At 29.0% G+C, this 18,905-nt stretch carries 19 protein-coding genes; 17 read left to right on the top strand and 2 right to left on the bottom strand.

Annotated elements, in window-relative coordinates:
- Positions 1–13 precede the first annotated feature (13 nt).
- The 11 genes from fmt (at position 14) to WJW32_RS05750 (ending at position 11,458) form a co-directional block, all read left to right on the top strand.
- Positions 14–946, top strand: coding sequence for a methionyl-tRNA formyltransferase (gene fmt / locus WJW32_RS05800; protein WP_340256329.1), 933 nt, complete (start codon positions 14–16; stop codon positions 944–946).
- 1 nt (position 947) lies between these two features.
- Positions 948–1,697 carry a DUF116 domain-containing protein gene (locus WJW32_RS05795; RefSeq protein WP_340256326.1) on the top strand — a complete coding sequence of 250 codons (750 nt, stop codon included), beginning with the start codon at positions 948–950 and terminating at the stop codon, positions 1,695–1,697.
- Between the two features lies 1 nt (position 1,698).
- Complete coding sequence (locus tag WJW32_RS05790; RefSeq protein ID WP_340256323.1) at positions 1,699–2,391, top strand: zinc metallopeptidase; 693 nt, start codon at positions 1,699–1,701, stop codon at positions 2,389–2,391.
- Positions 2,392–2,593: 202 nt separating this feature from the next.
- Complete coding sequence (gene rsmB, locus WJW32_RS05785) at positions 2,594–3,925, top strand: 16S rRNA (cytosine(967)-C(5))-methyltransferase RsmB (RefSeq protein WP_340256320.1); 1,332 nt, start codon at positions 2,594–2,596, stop codon at positions 3,923–3,925.
- Between the two features lie 8 nt (positions 3,926–3,933).
- A complete protein-coding gene (rlmN, locus tag WJW32_RS05780; RefSeq protein ID WP_340256318.1) occupies positions 3,934–4,974 on the top strand; it encodes a 23S rRNA (adenine(2503)-C(2))-methyltransferase RlmN in 1,041 nt (346 codons plus the stop codon).
- 41 nt (positions 4,975–5,015) lie between these two features.
- On the top strand, positions 5,016–5,762 hold the full coding sequence (locus tag WJW32_RS05775; RefSeq protein ID WP_340256315.1) for a Stp1/IreP family PP2C-type Ser/Thr phosphatase: 747 nt from the start codon (positions 5,016–5,018) through the stop codon (positions 5,760–5,762).
- Between the two features lie 23 nt (positions 5,763–5,785).
- Positions 5,786–7,717, top strand: coding sequence for a Stk1 family PASTA domain-containing Ser/Thr kinase (pknB, locus tag WJW32_RS05770; RefSeq protein ID WP_340256312.1), 1,932 nt, complete (start codon positions 5,786–5,788; stop codon positions 7,715–7,717).
- Between the two features lie 12 nt (positions 7,718–7,729).
- Positions 7,730–8,614 carry a ribosome small subunit-dependent GTPase A gene (rsgA, locus tag WJW32_RS05765; RefSeq protein ID WP_340256310.1) on the top strand — a complete coding sequence of 295 codons (885 nt, stop codon included), beginning with the start codon at positions 7,730–7,732 and terminating at the stop codon, positions 8,612–8,614.
- Positions 8,615–8,616: 2 nt separating this feature from the next.
- Positions 8,617–9,273, top strand: coding sequence for a ribulose-phosphate 3-epimerase (gene rpe, locus WJW32_RS05760; RefSeq protein ID WP_340256308.1), 657 nt, complete (start codon positions 8,617–8,619; stop codon positions 9,271–9,273).
- Between the two features lie 11 nt (positions 9,274–9,284).
- Positions 9,285–9,920, top strand: a complete 636-nt coding sequence (locus WJW32_RS05755; protein WP_340256305.1) for a thiamine diphosphokinase — start codon at positions 9,285–9,287, stop codon at positions 9,918–9,920.
- 467 nt (positions 9,921–10,387) lie between these two features.
- Positions 10,388–11,458, top strand: coding sequence for an AI-2E family transporter (locus WJW32_RS05750; protein WP_340256302.1), 1,071 nt, complete (start codon positions 10,388–10,390; stop codon positions 11,456–11,458).
- Positions 11,459–11,536: 78 nt separating this feature from the next.
- Here WJW32_RS05750 and rpmB read toward each other — a convergent pair whose 3' ends face one another.
- Positions 11,537–11,728 carry a 50S ribosomal protein L28 gene (rpmB, locus tag WJW32_RS05745; RefSeq protein WP_277731011.1) on the bottom strand — a complete coding sequence of 64 codons (192 nt, stop codon included), beginning with the start codon at positions 11,726–11,728 and terminating at the stop codon, positions 11,537–11,539.
- A 199-nt stretch (positions 11,729–11,927) separates the two neighbouring features.
- On the opposite strand from rpmB, the gene WJW32_RS05740 reads away from it, so the two are divergent.
- The 6 genes from WJW32_RS05740 (at position 11,928) to WJW32_RS05715 (ending at position 17,555) form a co-directional block, all read left to right on the top strand.
- On the top strand, positions 11,928–12,284 hold the full coding sequence (locus WJW32_RS05740; protein WP_277731010.1) for an Asp23/Gls24 family envelope stress response protein: 357 nt from the start codon (positions 11,928–11,930) through the stop codon (positions 12,282–12,284).
- A 54-nt stretch (positions 12,285–12,338) separates the two neighbouring features.
- Complete coding sequence (locus WJW32_RS05735) at positions 12,339–13,919, top strand: DAK2 domain-containing protein (protein ID WP_340256370.1); 1,581 nt, start codon at positions 12,339–12,341, stop codon at positions 13,917–13,919.
- An 80-nt stretch (positions 13,920–13,999) separates the two neighbouring features.
- The gene (recG, locus tag WJW32_RS05730; RefSeq protein WP_340256297.1) at positions 14,000–16,054 is read left to right on the top strand and encodes an ATP-dependent DNA helicase RecG; all 2,055 of its coding nucleotides are present in this window, start codon (positions 14,000–14,002) and stop codon (positions 16,052–16,054) included.
- 16 nt (positions 16,055–16,070) lie between these two features.
- Positions 16,071–16,625, top strand: coding sequence for a 16S rRNA (guanine(966)-N(2))-methyltransferase RsmD (rsmD, locus tag WJW32_RS05725; protein WP_340256294.1), 555 nt, complete (start codon positions 16,071–16,073; stop codon positions 16,623–16,625).
- Position 16,626: 1 nt separating this feature from the next.
- Entirely contained in the window at positions 16,627–17,115 is a 489-nt protein-coding gene (gene coaD / locus WJW32_RS05720; RefSeq protein WP_340256291.1) for a pantetheine-phosphate adenylyltransferase, read from the top strand.
- Between the two features lie 2 nt (positions 17,116–17,117).
- Positions 17,118–17,555 (top strand): ATPase, encoded by a 438-nt coding sequence (locus WJW32_RS05715; protein ID WP_340256288.1) that lies wholly within the window; start codon positions 17,118–17,120, stop codon positions 17,553–17,555.
- 131 nt (positions 17,556–17,686) lie between these two features.
- Here the strand turns inward: WJW32_RS05715 and WJW32_RS05710 are convergent, their stop codons facing one another.
- Positions 17,687–18,892 (bottom strand): sporulation integral membrane protein YlbJ, encoded by a 1,206-nt coding sequence (locus WJW32_RS05710; RefSeq protein ID WP_340256285.1) that lies wholly within the window; start codon positions 18,890–18,892, stop codon positions 17,687–17,689.
- Between the last annotated feature and the right edge of the window lie 13 nt (positions 18,893–18,905).

The raw sequence follows: 18,905 nt of genomic DNA, 5'->3' as shown, positions 1-18,905 counted from the left end.
AGAGGTGAAATAGATGAAAGCAGTATTTATGGGAACACCAGATTTTGCAGTACCGTCGTTAAGGGTTTTAATAGAAGAAGGGTTTGATGTTGTTTCGGTAATAACTCAACCAGATAAACCTAAAGGAAGAGGAAAAAAAATGAGTATGCCACCTGTTAAAGAGGAGGCACTAAAGCATGGAATAGAAGTACATCAACCTAAAAGAGTTAAGTCTGAAGAATTTGTATCTATATTAAAAGATATGAATCCAGATGTTATAATAGTTGTTGCATTTGGCCAAATACTTTCAAAAGAAATACTTGATATACCTAAGTATGGATGTATAAATGTTCATGGATCTTTATTACCAGAATACAGAGGAGCAGCTCCTATAAATTGGGTTGTTATAAATGGAGAAAAAACTACAGGTATTACAACTATGTATATGGATGAAGGACTTGATACAGGAGATATGTTATTAAAATCAAAGCTTGATATAGGGGAAAATGAAACTGCAGGTGAACTTTATGATAGAATGTGTTCACTTGGAGGAGAAGTATTAAGAGATACTTTAAAATTATTAAAGGATAATAACTTAAAAAGAGAAAAGCAAGATGATTCAAAATCTAGCTATGCTCCTATAATGGACAAAAGTCTTGGTAATATAAATTGGGATGACAAATGTGAGAACATATTCAATCTTATAAGAGGAACTAATCCGTGGCCAAGTTCATTTACAAAGTATAATGGTGATACTATGAAAATATGGTCATCAAAGGTACTTGATTCAACTTCGGATAAACCTGCTGGTAGCATATTAGATGTAACAGAGGATGGAATTGAAGTGTCAACAGGTACTACTAATTTGCTTATAAAAGAAATTCAAATGCCTGGTAAAAAGAGAATGCTAGTTAAAGATTATATAAGAGGAAATCAAATAGATAAGACATTGGTATTGGGAGAATAGTATGAACAACGAAAAAAAATTTATATATTTGATGGGTGTAATAGCTATCTTTTTTGCTCTAGTATATAAACTAGTTAATTTTGTGTTATATAGCAAGGATATGAAGCTTGTAAATATAAGTATTACACTATTAAATATACTGATACTGATGATAATAACTATAATAATATTATCATCAATAGTATCTTATATTATTTTAAAAAATAGAAAAATAAATAGTAATATAATGAAAATTAATTTGAATATAGTTAATGTGATGTATCCTCTTGTAATAGTTGCTACTAAAATATTTGGTATACCTAAAAATGAAATTAGAAGTATATATGTCATTTTAAACAATAAGTATATATACTCTAATAAATACAACGTTAAAGCTGAGGATATAATGCTCATAACACCTCACTGTATACAAAAAAACTTTTGCAAGCATAAGGTTACAAATGATATTGAAAACTGTAGAAGATGTGGACAGTGTAATGTAGAGGATTTAGTTAAATTAAAGCAAAAATACAATGTAAAGGCATTTGTTGCAACTGGAGGAACTCTCGCTAGAAAGATAATAATAGAGAATAAACCAAAGGCTGTAATAGCTATTGCTTGCGAACGGGATTTAATTAGTGGAATACAGGATGTATCTAAGTTTCCTGTTATCGGAATATTAAACAAAAGACCAAATGGACCTTGTTTTAATACAGAAATAGATATTGAAGAGGTAGAAGAGGCCATTAAATTTTTCTTAGGAGGTAATTAGTATGTATCCTTATTATTATGGATTTGACCCAACTATGATTCTATTAATTCCAGCTATGTTGCTTGCAGCTTACGCTCAAACTAAGGTTAAAACAACTTTTAATAAATATCTAAGAGTGTACAGTCAAAAAGGATATACAGGGGCTCAAGTAGCTAGATATATACTAGATAAAAATGGACTTAGAAATATAGATATAGAGTTGACTGGTGGAAAACTAAGTGATCACTATGATCCTAGAAGCAAGGTACTAAGACTTTCAAATGATGTATATCATGGAACTTCTATAGCTTCTGTTTCAGTAGCGGCTCATGAGGTAGGTCATGCTATTCAACACGGAGAAGAATATTTCCCACTTACATTTAGAAATAATTTAGTTCCTATAGTGAATATAAGTTCATCTATGTCTTGGATATTTATAATGCTAGGTTTTTTGGTTACACCGTCATTATTAAAAATAGGTATACTTTTATTTTCTGGTGCTGTATTATTTCAGGTTGTAACACTTCCTGTTGAATTTAATGCATCATCAAGAGCTATAGATCAATTAGTTACTAATAGCTTAATAACAACTGAAGAGAGAAAGTATAGTAAAAAGGTATTAGATGCAGCAGCTCTTACTTATATAGCAGCAGCAGCTAGTGCAATAATGCAGCTAATTAGATTAGTAATTTTAAGTAACAGTAGAGACGACTAAAAATAAATCTTGTAGTGAGTTTTAAAAAAAGTCTACCTTTAGAATTTTTCGAAGGAAGGCTTTTTTATCTATCAGAACATCATATGGTTGTGAGATTATAAATATCTAAACTTGCAACTATTTTAAGCAATAGAGTTGTTAGACTTGTTGCCGATATGAGTCGGTCCGTAACGACTAGACGAATCTTAAAGGAGAGAATAAAATGAAAAGTAGTAGAGAAGTAGCGCTTAATGCTATATATGATATAGAAAATAATGGATTATACTCTAATCTAGGAGTTAATAAGCATTTAAGAGAGAGTAATTTAAAAGATATGGATAGAGGATTTTGTACAGAACTTATATATGGAGTTACTGAAAATAAGTATTTCTTAAATTATGTCATAGATAGCTTTTCAAAGATAAAAGCTAAGAAACTATCTCCACATGTTAGAAATATTCTTCAAATGGGAATATATCAGATATTATTTTTAGATAGTACAAAGGATTTTGCAGCTGTAAATGAAAGTGTTAATTTATCTAAAAAATACTGTAAAAAGGCATCTGGATTTGTAAATGGAGTACTTAGAAATGTTGTTAGAAAACAAACTGAGATAAAATATCCTGATAAAAATGAAGATATAGTAAAGTATTTATCTATAAAATATTCTTATGAAGAATGGATTATTAAGAATTGGATAGATAAATTTGGACAAGATTTTACTGAGGAACTTGTTGAAGAAAATAACGAAAAACCTGTTTTGTATCTAAGAACTAATGAACTTAAAATCTCAAGAGAAGATTTAATTAAAAAGTTAGAAGCGCAGGGGGTAGAATGTGAAGCTTCTAAATTAGTTAAAGAAGCTATAAAGGTAAAGGGCCTTAAAAATATAGAAAATAACGAACTATTTAAAAGGGGATATTATCAGATACAAGATATAAGTTCTATGATAATAGGTCATGTTATAAAACCGAGTGAAGAGGATAATATATTAGATGTATGTTCAGCACCAGGTGGAAAGACTACACATTTAGCTACATTGATGAACAATAAGGGAAAAGTTGTGGCTAGAGATATATTTGATCATAAATTGAATCTTATACAAGAAAACACAAAAAGATTAGGTCTTAATAATGTAGAAATACAAAAAAATGATGCAACAGAACTTGATGACGATAGCTTGGAAAAATTTGACACTGTATTAGTTGATGCTCCTTGTTCTGGATTTGGTATAATAAGAAGAAAACCTGAAATAAAATATAAAAAGAAAAAGGATTTAGAGGGTATACCTAAGATTCAGAACAAGATACTTCAAAATAGTTCTAAATATGTAAAAAAGGGTGGATTATTAATATATAGTACATGTACTATAGAAGATAGAGAAAATATAGATATAGTAAATGAATTTTTAAAACTAAATGATAATTTTAAACTTGAACCAATAGAAAATATAAACGTTGATTTAGAAAACCAAGAAGATGGATATATAAAGCTATATCCTAATGTACACGGTATGGATGGATTTTTTATAGCTAAATTAAGAAGGATGAGGTAGTGATTTAAATGGACAAGGTATGCTTAAAGTCTTTAACTGAAAATGATATGAAGGAATTTATGAAGGAAATAGGAGAAAAGTCATTTAGGGCAAATCAAATTTTTAGCTGGATATATAAAGAAATAGATACTATAGATGATATGAGTAATATTTCTAAGGATTTAAGAAAAAAACTATCAGAAAAATCAAAGCTTGGAAAGCTTGAGATATACAAAAAGTTTGAATCAAAAGTAGATGGAACTATAAAATATCTGTTTGCACTTGAAGATGGAAATATAATAGAGAGTGTTATGATGAAGTACGAACATGGAGTATCTGTTTGTATATCAACTCAAGTAGGTTGTAGAATGGGATGTAATTTCTGTGCGTCTACAATAGATGGTTTGGAAAGAAATTTAGAACCTTGGGAGATATTAGACCAAGTTATTCAAATTCAAAAAGATATTAAAATTAGAGTATCAAATATTGTATTGATGGGAAGTGGAGAACCTTTTGACAATTTTGAAAATGTCAAAAAGTTTTTAGAAATAGTAAATGAGAAAAATGGTCTTAATATAGGATATAGACATATAACTCTTTCTACTTGCGGTATAGTACCTAAAATATATGAACTTGCTGATATGCAAATTCCTATAAATTTGGCTATATCACTTCATGCGGCAGATGAAAATACTAGAAGAGAAATAATGCCAATAGCAAAATCATATACTATATATGAAATTATTAAAGCTTGTAAGTATTATATACAAAAAACTAATAGAAGAATTACATTTGAATACTCACTTATAAAAGGAGTTAATGATAAAAAAGAAGATGTAACACTTTTAAGTAAGAAACTAAACGGGATTTTATGTCATGTGAATTTAATACCTATAAATAAAGTTGAAGAGCGAAGTTATGAAAAACCAGATAAAAATTATGTATATAAATTCAAAGAAAACTTGAAACAAACAGGAATTAATTGTACTATAAGAAGAGAAATGGGAAGCGATATTAAGGGCGCTTGTGGACAATTGAGAAGAAAACATTTAAATAAAGGTGGAAAATAAGAAGATGAAACTGTAAGGTCCTTTGATTGGGGTGTGATTTTATGAAGTATCATATTTTATCTGATATAGGAAATAAGAGAAAACAAAATGAAGATTTTTGTGGCTATGAGATAATAGAACACGATAATCAAAATATCGCTGTATTTACCATAGCAGACGGAATGGGTGGTCATAAAAAAGGAGAAGTAGCTAGTAAGTTGTCCGTAGAAAATATATTGTATTTTTTAAAAAAGAATTTAGTAAATGTAAATTTTGATAATTATATAGAGGTTAAATCTGTATTAAGGCAAGCTTATAAATATGTTAATACTATAGTATACAATACCTCTTTATATGAAAAAGAATTCAAGGGCATGGGAACTACGCTTACGACTGCTATAATTTATAAAAAAGATTTGTATATATCAAATATTGGAGATAGCAGCTGCTATTTATTTACTAATGAGGATATTAAAAAAGTTACAAAGGATAATTCATTAGTGCAAGAGCTTATAGATGAAGGTGCTATAACAGAGAAAGAGGCTCTTACTCATCCTCAAAGAAATGTAATAACAAGAGCAATAGGTACAGATGAATTTATAAAAATAGATTTTTATAAAGAAATGTTAGAAAAAGATAACAAAATAATATTGGCAACTGATGGCCTTACAAATTCCGTAACTATAAATGATATGAATAATATACTGACAAATAACAATAATTTAGAAAAATGCTGTAGTGAGATGATTGATATGGCAAAACAAAATGGAAGCAAAGATAATATATCAGTTATATGCATAACAATTTGAACAGAGAGTTGGTGATAAAGTTTATGAAGAAGATGCTTAATGATAGGTATGAAATATTAGATAAAATAGGCGATGGGGGAATGGCGTTCGTTTATAAGGCTAGATGTACTATTTTAAATAGGATTGTAGCTATCAAAGTTTTAAGACCCGAATTTAGCAATGACGAAGAGTTTCTTTTGAAATTTAAAAATGAAGCATTGGCATCGGCTGGTCTTACTCATCCTAATATTGTTAATATATATGATGTAGGACAAGACGAAGATATAAACTATATAGTGATGGAATATGTAGATGGCATGAATCTTAAAGATTTGATAAAGAAAGAAGGATCACTAGATTATTCTTATGCACTTGATATAACGAAGCAAATAGCCATGGCTTTAAATCAAGCACATAAAAATGGAATAGTACATAGAGATATAAAACCCCATAATATTTTAATATCAAAAGATAAGGTAGCTAAGGTTGCTGATTTTGGTATAGCTAAAGCGACTACTAGCTCAACTATAACAGTAGTTGGAAATGTAATAGGGTCTGTACACTATTTTTCTCCAGAGCAAGCGAGAGGAGGATATATAGATAAAACCTCGGATCTATATTCGCTTGGTATAGTTCTTTATGAAATTTTAACAGGAAAGGTTCCGTTTAAAGGAGATACACCTGTAAATATAGCTTTAAAGCACATAAATGAAGATATAAATTTTGAAAAGGATATACCGAACAATGTACCAAAAGATATAAAAAATTTGTTATATAAATTGACTCAAAAAAAACAATCGGATAGATATCAAGATGCATACGAATTAATAAAGGATATAGAGCATATAGAAAACGATGTAGAGCTTGATTTCGAAGAAGATTATGAACTTTACCATACACAAAAACTAAATTCTTTAAATGAAGAATTGAAAACTAATATACCTAAACAACTTAAAGAAGAAGGTGTTAATACGAACATGAGAAAAAGATCTAAAGATAAAATCAACAACAAGAAGAAGATGACTATTTTAGGTGTTTTATTCGCGCTTATATTGTCTTGTTCAATTGCGTTTGTGGCATATAGTGTTAAGGATTTATTTACTACAAAAAATTATAAAATGCCAGACTTTGAAAATGCTACACTCGAAGATGCTACTAGTAGACTTGAAAGTATAGGTGTTAGTGTTGAAGTTAGAAATGAATCATACGACTCATCAGTAGAAAAAAATCATATAATAAGCCAAATTCCAGCCGTAGGAAGTTCAATTAGAAAGGGGCAAACAGTTAAATTTGATGTAAGTAAGGGTGGAGAGCCTGTAATTGTTCCTAATCTAGTTAGAAAAACACTTGAAAGCGTAGAAGATATATTAAAAGAAAGTGATTTAAAAGAAGGAGTTATAGATTATGAATTTAGCTCATTAGCTGAAGGAACTATAATAAGTCAAAAGCCAAGAGCGTTTACGGAAGTAGAGCAAGGAACGGGTATAGATTTTATAGTAAGTAAGGGAGAAGAAGTAAAACTAGTTAAGGTACCTAATCTAGTTGGAAAGACTTTGGAAGATGCTAGAATATTACTAGTTGACCTAGGAGTAGGAAAAATAAAATATGAAGAAAATAAGGATAAGAAAGAAGGCGTCATACTTAGCCAGAGTATAAATGCTGGACAACACGTAGAGGAAAGTAAAAAGATAGATTTAATAGTAAATGAATATAAAGAAGAAAAAGTAGTAGAATCGCCTTCTAAGAAAATTATAGAAAAGCAAATATCATTTGCATTATCAGAAGAAGAGGAAGCTGTAAAGGTTGTCGTAAAAGAAAAAAATACTTCAAAGACTGTATATGACAAGACTATAAATATACAAGAATCAGGGAACATGATATCAGTTCCTATTCAAGGTTATGAAGGAGAAACAAAAGAATATGAAATATATGTAGATAATGCTTTTTATGCTAAGACAACGGCTGAATTCAAATAGAAGGAGAAAATTATGTTAAAAGGTAGGATAACAAAGGGTATAGGTGGTTTTTATTATATAGATACAAGTGATGGCATATATGAATGTAAAGCTAGAGGTATATTTAGAAAGAAGAAGATAACTCCTCTTGTAGGTGACATGGTAGATATATCTGTGGTAAATGAAGAAGAAAAAAAAGGCGTAATAGAGGATATAAAAAAAAGGGAAAGTGAATTAATAAGACCTCCTATAGCAAATATAAACAAGGCTATAATAGTATTTAGTATCAAAAATCCACAACCTCATTTTTCACTTTTAGATAGATTCATAGTTTTAGCTGAAAAAGAAGGTTTAGAAGTAGTTATAGTTATTAGTAAAATAGATTTAGACGAAGAAAAAGAATATGAAAATGTAAAAAGAGTATACAATAATGCAGGGTATAAAGTAATACCTATTAGTAAAAAAAGGGATATAAATATAGAACTTGTAAAAGATGAAATAAAAAGCAACATAGTGGTATTTGCTGGACCATCTGGAGTTGGAAAATCTAGTCTTTTAAATAAGATAGATTCAAATTTAAGTCTTGAAACTGGAGAAATAAGTGAAAAGATAAAAAGAGGAAAGCATACAACCAGATATGCACAGCTTTTAAAATTAAAAGATGGTGGCATGGTTGCTGACACACCTGGATTTAGTTCTTTAACATTAGATGGTATAGAAGCACAAGATTTAAAAGATTACTTTGTAGAATTTGATGATTATGCTGATGATTGTAAGTTTTACAGAAACTGTCTACATGAAAATGAACCCAACTGTGCAGTAAAGAATGCTCTTGAAGAAGGAAAAATAACTACTCAAAGATATGAAAGCTACTTACAACTATTAAATGAAATAAGAAAAAAAAATAGGAGGTACTAAATATGATAAAATTAGCCCCATCAATACTTTCAGCAGATTTTGCAAGATTACTAGATGATGTTAAAAAGGTAGAAAATGCAGGATGTGAGTACTTGCACATAGATGTAATGGACGGACATTTTGTACCTAATATTACCCTAGGACCTAGTATAGTAAAAAGCTTGAGAAAAGATGTAGATATGGTGTTTGATGTTCATCTTATGATTGAAAATCCTGACAATTATATACAGGATTTTGTAAATGCTGGTGCTGATATAATAACAGTACATCAAGAAACATGTAAACACCTTCATAGAACAATACAAAATATAAAATCAATGGGTGTTAAGGCTTGTGTATCATTAAATCCTGCAACTTCTGTTGAGACTATAAAGCATGTTATAGATGAACTTGATATGGTTCTTATAATGACTGTTAACCCTGGATTTGGGGGTCAATCGTTTATAGATGGTATGATTGATAAAATAAAAGAGGTTAGAGATCTTGCAAATGAGAGAAATCTAAACATTGAGATACAAGTTGATGGAGGAATGAAACCAAGTAATGTTCATAAAGCTGTAAAAGCTGGAGCTGATGTTATTGTTGCAGGATCAGCTATATTTGGTAGTGATGATATAAATAAGACTGTACAAGAGTTTAGATCAAATTCAGTGCTTTAGGAAGTGATGTATTGAAGTCTTTAATAATAGCAAATGGAAGCATGAATGATTATGATTTTTATAAAAATATAATAAAGGGCTACGATTGCATAATATGTGCAGATGGAGCATCTAATCATGCATACAATATAAATATAGATCCTGATATTATAATAGGAGACCTTGATTCTATAGATGATAAAGTAAAGCAGCATTTTATAGATAAAAATATAAGGTTTAACAAATTTCCATCTAAAAAAGATAAAACGGATACCGAAATATGTATAGATTATGCCATACATATAGGATCAAAAGAAATAGACTTTATAGGCGTTTTAGGGACCCGTATGGACCATTCTCTTGCTAATGTGAATCTTTTATATTCTCTTTTGAAAAGAGGGATTAAATCAAGAATAATAAATGAAAATAATGAAATACATATAACTGATGATAAGATACAAATTGCAGGAAATAAAGGAGATATTATATCTATTATACCAATACATTCAGATGTACTAGGAGTTACTTTAAAGGGGCTTGAATATCCTCTTGAGAACTATGATTTAGGGTTTGCAACATCAAGGGGAATATCAAACGTCCTAGTAGATGATAAATGCGAAATAAGTATTAAAAGTGGATGTGTGTTGGTTATAAAGGCTAGAGATTAATAACTAAATTTACTTAAATATAAAAAATGCTTATTAAAGAAATTTAATAAGTATTTTTTTTGTATCAATTCCATATAAATTTGAATACACTATATATATGAAGAATTGATGAGGTGGGTGTAATGAGAAGGTGCACAAAGCATTTAGTGGGGTTAGTATGTGTAGCAGTAGGCATTAGTATTATTTTATCTCTAGTTTTACCGAATTGGTTATGGATGAGTTGTTTTGCAACCGTACTTATTATAACAGGTTGTATTTGCTTTAAATAGGGGGTATATATTATGAAGATAGTGGCTATAAAATTACCGAAATTTCTATCAGCAATAGTAAAATTCTTTATAAGAAAGAAATAACAAAAAACCATTTTATAATGGTTTTTTGCTGTTTGAATAGTATTAACTATAGTTTTATTGCTAATAAATAGAATTATATGTTAGAATTAATCTAAAAAATACTTGGAGGGACAGATGATAAAGGATAACAAAAAATTTATAGAAAAGTATGCAATAGTGTTAATAGGATTGATTTTGTTGGGATTTGTGTATGTAAATACAGCTAGTATATCGAACGGTTTTACTACGCTCTTTGGTATATTAAAGCCGTTTTTTATAGCTTTTTTTATAGCTTATGTATTCAACTCGATAATAATGTTTTTAAAAGAAAAATTAAAAATTAAAAATGGAATGGCTATACTTATAGTATATAGTTGTTTCATACTTATGATGGTAGTTATGGTCATAATAGTTATACCGGTAGCGGTTAAGAGTATAGTACAGATAATAAATGAAATGCCTAACTATGTAGACAATGTGGTTCATTTCGCAAATAATTTAGACATGAATATATTGAATGAGATTCAAAAATACGTAGATAAAAATTTTATAGGAAATTTGCAAAAAATTTCTAAAGGCATTAATTATTTTTTAAACAATTTCTTGATATTTATAACAAATATAGGATCAGCTGTGGTAACTATTTCTTTTAGTTTGATAATATCTGTCTATATGTTAATTGAAAAAGAATCTTTAAAATCACTTGGATATAAGATAGTTAAGAAAATATTAAAAGAAGATAGAAGTATCAAATTTATAGAGTTTAGCAAAAAAGCAAATGTTGTATTTTCAAGTTTTTTAACGGGTCTTATAGTTCAGGCTTCGATACTAGGTACACTGTGCTTTATAGGATTTTTAATTTTAAAAATAAAGTATTCACTTTTGTTATCAGTTATAATAGCCTGTACGAATGTAATACCGTATATAGGACCGTTTATAGGTGCAACGCCTGCTGTCATAGTTACTCTTTTCTATTCGCCTATGAAGGCGTTGTGGGTATGTGTTCTCATATTGGTTCTTCAGCAAGTAGATGCAAATATAGTTGGACCTAAGGTTATGGGGAATTATATAGGATTATCTCCGTTTTGGATAATATTTACAATAGCTGTTGGAGGTGGGTTCTTTGGAATAATGGGAATGATATTTTCGGTTCCAATAGCCGCTATAATAAAAATAATATTTAGTGAAATGCTATTAGATAAATAGAAAAAAGCCGAACAAAATTGTTCGGCTTTTTTGTAAGAGATAAAGATTAATTATACGATTAATCTTTACTATATTAAACTAGATAGCTCTTTCTACGCTACCAGAACGTAAACATCTTGTGCACACGTTTAATCTCTTTGGAGTACCATCAACTATAGCTCTAACTTTTCTTAAGTTTGGAGACCAAGTTCTTTTATTGTGATTGTTTGCGTGACTCACTGTATTACCAGAAACCTTACCTTTTCCGCAAACTGAACAAACTTTTGCCATGATTAACACCTCCTTCAAACCTTTATCATTGGCATTAAAAACATAATTATATTATCATATTAATCTCACTTTTGCAAGACAAATGTTATATTTGTATTGAATATATGAAACATATAATATAAAATATATTATACATATAATATTCAATAAAGTATATATAAATATAAAAAAATATTAATATTTCGTAGGGGGTAAAAAAATGAGTGGAACAATTGCCAATAAATATGGTAATATCTATATTGATAAAGAAGTTATAGCAAAAATAGCATCTCAAGCATCTACAGAGTGCTATGGGATTGTTGGATTCAGTTATAAGTCTAAAGTAGATGGACTTGTTGAACTTTTAAAAAAAGAAAATATGAGCAATGGAGTAAAAGTTGAAATAGAAGAAGATACTGTTAGCATAGAATTATTTGTTATCATACAATATGGAACAAAGATATCTGTTGTAGCAGATAATATAATAGATAGAGTTAAATACACTTTGGAAAAAATGACCTCTCTTAAAGTGAGAAAAATAGATATAAATGTACAAGGAGTCAGAGTAAACAAATAGTTAGGAGGTAACAAATTGAAAGTAGAATATATTAATGCAAAGCTCTTTAGGCAGATGATATTATCAGGTGCGAATAATTTGCAAAATCATAAAGAGCTTGTAGATAAACTAAACGTATTTCCAGTACCAGATGGAGATACTGGGACGAATATGTCACTTACTATACAAGCAGCTGTAAAGGAAGTGATGAAGGAATCAAATAATACTATTAAAGAAATAGGAAAAGCAGCCTCTAAAGGATCGTTAATGGGAGCTAGAGGAAACTCTGGAGTTATATTATCTCAGCTTTTACGAGGATTTGCCAAGGCTATAGAGGATAAAGAACAATTAGATACAAAAGACTTAGCAAATGCCCTAAAATATGGAGCAGACACTGCATATAAAGCTGTAATAAAACCTATAGAGGGAACTATACTTACAGTTGCAAGAGAAACTGGAGAGTTTGCAGTTAAAATATCTCAAAAAGAAAAAAATATAAAAAAATTCATGGAAAAAGTATTAGAAGAATCTAACCGTTCTTTAGAAAATACTCCAAATCTTCTTAAAAACTTAAAGGAAGCTGGAGTTGTGGATTCGGGTGGAAAAGGATTAGTATGTATACTAGAGGGAGCTTATAAAGCTTTTATAGGAGAATTTATAGATAGAAACACTGAATCTAATGAAGTACAAGAGGTAAGTAAGAATACACAAATATCTACTGAGGATATTAAATTTGCTTATTGTACTGAGTTTATACTAGATACGGATAAAATAAGTGATAGTAAAATGAAGGATCTTATACAAGGACAGGGAGATAGTTTAATAGTTGTTGGGGATGATTCTTTAATAAAGGTTCATATACATACTAATAATCCAGGTTTTGTTTTACAAGAAGCTACAAAGTATGGTCAATTGGATAAAATAAAAATAGAAAATATGAGAATTCAACATGAAAACATATTAATTAAAGAAGAAATAAAAGAACAGCCAAAAGAGATGAAAGAGTATGGATTTATATCTATAGCTATGGGATCTGGAATAACTTCAATATTTAAAGATTTTGGAGTGGATCACGTAATAGAGGGTGGACAGACTATGAACCCTAGTACTGAAGACTTTATACAAGCTATAGATAATATAAATGCAAAAAACATAATTATATTACCTAATAATAGTAATGTTATAATGGCGGCAAATCAGGCTAAAGAAATATCTGATAAGAATATAATAGTAATACCTTCAAAAACAACTCCACAAGGATTTTCTGCTTTACTGGCATTTAACCCTGAAGCTGACGCTGAGTCTAATCAAAAAGCTATGAAGTATGCTCTTGAAAATGTTAAAACAGGTCAAATAACATTTGCTGTAAGAGATACTAATATGAATGATATAGACATAAAAGAAGGCGATATAATAGGTATTGGAGAAGGTAAGATACAAGAAGCTGGAAAAGATATAAAAGAGGTAACACTATCTTTAATAGACAAATTAGTTGATGAGGACAGTGAAATTATAACTTTATTCTATGGTGAAGAATTAAGTCAAGATGATGCTAATGTGTTAAGAGAAGAGATAGAAGAAAAATATGATGATTTAGATGTAGAAGTTTACTGTGGAAATCAACCTCTATATTATTATATAATTTCTGTAGAGTAAAAGTTTATATATTATCATTTTTTAAGCCATGGATATTTAAATACCATGGCTTAAAAAATGGAATTTACAAGGTGATATTGATGGATTTAAATAAGAACTTACAATACATAAAGGGCGTGGGTCCTAAAAAATATAAAAAATTAAATAAGCTTGGAATATATACATTAAAGGATCTGGTATATTATTTTCCAAGGCAATATGAAGATAGAAGCAAATTCAAGAAAGTATTCAACCTAGTAAATGAAGAAAAAGTATCTATAAGAGGAATTATTACAGGGTTTGAGACTCATGAACCAAAAAAGAAGATGATTATAAATAAAATAGAGGTAAGGGATGATACTGGATATATAAAGCTTGTATTCTTTAATCAAAAGTATATAGTTAATAACTTTAAAGTAGGGGACAATATACTTGCATATGGTAAGGTTAAAAAAGAATATGGGAAAACTGAATTATTAAACTGTGAAATTGAATTTGATACAACATCTGCAAATTCAATAGGGAAAATAGTTCCTATCTACCCTTTGACTTATGGAGTTTCAAATAAAGAATTAATAAATACAATACAGAGTGTATTTATTAATGAAAACTTAAAAATAGATGAATATATTCCAATAGATATTGTAAATAAAAATAAACTGTGTGATTTAAACTTTGCTATAAAAAATATTCACAATCCAGAAAATATACAAAGCTTGAAAGTGGCTTTATATAGACTTGTGTATGAGGAATTTTTAATACTTCAATTAGGGTTATTATACTTAAAAAGTGGGGTAGTAGATAAAGAGGGAATAAAATTTGAGAAAAAGGATAGATTGGAAGAAATTATAAAGTCACTTCCGTTTTCACTTACTAATGCTCAAAGAAAATCTCTTGATGATATACTAAATGATATGAGCTCTAACAAGGTTATGAATAGACTTGTTCAAGGGGATGTAGGATCTGGAAAAACAGTAGTTGCTCTTTTGAGTCTTGCAAATGCAGTTTTAAACTCATATCAAGCAGCTATGATGGCTCCAACTGAAATATTAGCAGAACAACACTTTAATTCACTTCAGGAAATACTATCTAAATTCGATATAAATATAGGGTTGTTGGTTGGAAGTCTTACTAAAAAACAAAAAATGGATGTTCTAAAAAAAGCTAAAGAAGGCGAAATAGATATATTAATAGGAACGCATGCTCTTATAGAGGATGGAGTTGAATTTAAAAAGCTGGGAATGGTTATAACAGATGAACAACATAGATTTGGAGTAAGACAAAGAAATAAGTTATCCGAAAAAGGAGATAACCCTGATATATTGGTTATGACTGCAACTCCTATACCTAGAACTTTGGCGCTTATACTTTATGGTGATCTTGATATATCTATAATAGATGAACTTCCTCCTGGAAGGCAGATTATAGATACATTTGCTATTGCGAAAGAAAAAAGACTTAGAGCATATAATTTTGTAAGAAGCCAGGTAGAACTTGGAAGGCAGGTTTATATAGTATGTCCTCTAGTTGAAGAATCAGAGGTAATAAATGCAAAGGCAGCAGTAGATTTATTAGAGGAGTTAAAAACTGAATATTTTTCAGATTTGAGGCTAGAACTTTTACATGGAAAAATGAAAGCTTCTAATAAAGAAGAGATAATGAGAAAATTTAAAAATGGGGATGTTGATATACTAGTTTCAACAACCGTTATAGAGGTTGGAGTGAATGTGCCAAATGCTACACTCATGATTATAGAAAATGCGGAAAGATTTGGACTAGCACAGCTACACCAGCTAAGAGGAAGGGTTGGAAGAGGAGAACATAAATCGTATTGCATACTTATATATGGATCAAAGAATGAAGTTACATTTGAGAGAATGAAAACAATGGAACAAACGACAGATGGCTTCAAAATATCTGAGAAGGATTTAGAAATAAGAGGGCCTGGAGAATTTTTTGGAACAAGACAACACGGTCTTCCAGAACTAAAGGTAGCAAATATATTCAAGCATATAAAAATATTAAAAGAAGCTCAAAGAGAAGCACAAAGTATAATACAAGAAGATGAAAAATTAAATCTTGATAAAAACAAAATACTCAAAAAAGAAATAATAAATAGATTTGAGGAAAAATTAAACGATATAACATTAAATTAAAAAAAGGAGAATTTATATGAGAGTTATTTCTGGAAGCGCTAGGGGATTGAAACTTAAATCTCCCAAAAATATGGATGTAAGACCTACTACTGATAGAGTAAAGGAATCTTTATTTAATATTATAAGTGATAGAATTATGGACAGCTTTGTTTTAGATCTATTCTCTGGAACTGGATCACTTGGAATAGAAAGTTTATCAAGAGGGGCTCAAAGAGCTACCTTTGTGGATGCAAGTAAATCTAGTATGGATATAATAAAAGAGAATATACAAAAGGCTAGAGTTAATGATAAAAGTGAATTAATTTTGTCAGATAGTATAAGTGCTGTAAATAAACTAGGTGTTAGAAGAGATAAATTTGATATAATATTTATGGATCCTCCATATTTAAAAAACTTTATAGAAAAAACATTAATAGAAATAAGTAAAAGAGAGATATTGGAAGAAGATGGAATAATAATAGTGGAACATGACATAAAGGATGAAGTAAAAGATAATATAGAAAAACTAAAAAAATACAGAGAAAAGAAATATGGAAACACAATGATTTCATTTTTTGCTTGGGAGGACTAGAATGAAAAAAATAGCAGTATATCCAGGAAGTTTCGATCCAATAACTAAAGGACATTTAGATATAATAAAAAGAGCATCTAAACTATTTGACAAATTGATAGTAGGTGTTTTATACAATTCTAGTAAGAACTCTCTATTCACATTTGAAGAAAGAGTTGAACTTATAAAAGAAGCTATTAAAGATATAGATAATGTAGAGGTGGATAGTTTTACAGGTCTTTTAATAGATTATTGTAATGATAAAAAGGTTAATGCTATAATAAGAGGATTAAGAGCTGTTTCTGATTTTGAATATGAACTTCAAATGGCTCAGATGAATAGACAATTAAATCAAGATATAGAAACTGTTATACTTACAACTAGTACAAAATATTCTTTTATAAGCTCCTCACTAATGAAAGAAGTGGCGAAATTCAAAGGAGATATATCGGAATTAGTTCCAAACAATGTATCGAAAGCGGTATACAAAAAATTACACGGGGGGGATTAATCTTGGAATTATTAAGATTAATAGAAGAAATAGAAGATTTGGTAGAGGAAAGTTCTGGAATTCCGTTTGGAAATAAGGTTTTTGTTGATAAAAAACAGTTTTTAGAAATAATAAAAGAAATAAGACTTCAATTACCTGATGAAATAAAACAAGCAGAATGGATAAATACAGAAAGACAAAGAATACTTGCAGAAGCTCAACAAGAGGCAGATGCTATAGTCGAAAATACTAAGTCATATATGCAAGAACAGGTTGAAGAAAGTGAAGTTATAAAACAAGCTCAAAAACAAGCTGAAAAAATAATTGAGCAGGCTCAAAGCACATCTAAAGAAATAAGAAGAGGCGCAAAAGAGTATGCTGATAGTATACTTGGAAAGGTTCAATCAGATTTAAGAAATATAGGAGAAGTAATAGCAGCTAATAGAGAAGAATTGAAATAGAGAACTATAGTGTACAACTGAAAAATGATGGTTATTAAAATATAGCTACTTGAGTTAATATTTTAATAACCATCATTTTTATATTTAAAAGAACTAAATTTGCAACTATTTTTAAGCAAAAAAGTCTACATTTAAAATCTTCGAAGGAAGCCTTTTTTATATCTATTATTAATATATGAAAGTATATATACTACTAAAATAAATATGAAAAATATATTATTATTAAAAGGTGTCTCAGTGAAAATTTTATCAACGTAAATATTATAATAAAAAGAATTGTTAAAAGTTTGTATATCTAAATTATTTTTAAATAGAGGATAAAGGAGATAACAAAATAAAAATGAATTAATACCATGTAGAAATTTTCCGAAAATATAAATAGGTATATTAATATCGGACAGAGATAAAAAATTACAACATTGAGCAAGTATTGATATTCCGCTAAAAGATATTATGAATGTACAAAGAGCTATCTTGAATATTAAAGAAGGTTCATTCAATAAAGATATATTATTACATCCTATTGTTATCTCGAATAGACCACTTATAAATGCTTGAATGACTTCAATAGATATATTATATGGATGAAGAAATACAAATAACATAGAACTTATTAAATTTATGAATTTTAATAAAGTAAGTATTTTAAATAATACAGAAAATACTATAACAAAGCCACAGACTATTAGTATCGTGTTTATTCCATTTCTAACAGAGTCTCCAAATATAGAAAAAAATGACTTTTCTTCATTTTCATAAAATATTATTTTTTTTAATCTAGTAAGTATACTTGTATTATTGTAATGCTTGATATCTGAAGAAGTATTGTAAAATCTAAACAAAATACCTATGCTCAATGCTCCAATATAGTGACATAGGAGTATGAAATAACCTATTTTAGGATTATTAAACATACCTATTCCAACAGATCCTACCATGAATAATGGACCTGATGTTGAGCAAAAGGATGCCAATCTTTGAGCTTCTACTCTTGATATCTCATTGTCTTGTCTAAGATTTGATATAAGTTTTGAACCTATAGGGTATCCAGAGAGTATAGATATAGCAAATATTAATGAACTCTTACCTGGTACATTAAATAGGATTCTAGAGGGTTTTTCTAAAAATACGCCGAGAATGTCTATAACTTTTAAATTTATTAATAGATTAGCCCCTATTAAAAAAGGGAGAAGTGATGGTATTAATATATTAATACATATGTTCATTCCTACTCTTGCAGACTCTATAGAATCTTTAGGAAATACAACTATACTTGTTATAAAAAATAGAACTATTATTCCGGGGAGTATGGATCGTAGTAATCTTGAATTTTTCATATAAACGCCTCCA

The sequence above is a fragment of the Tepidibacter sp. Z1-5 genome, from assembly GCF_037844525.1.
Taxonomy (GTDB): domain Bacteria; phylum Bacillota; class Clostridia; order Peptostreptococcales; family Peptostreptococcaceae; genus Tepidibacter_A.
Note: the sequence above shows the minus strand (reverse complement) of the source record. Positions and strands in the feature narration are given on the sequence as shown.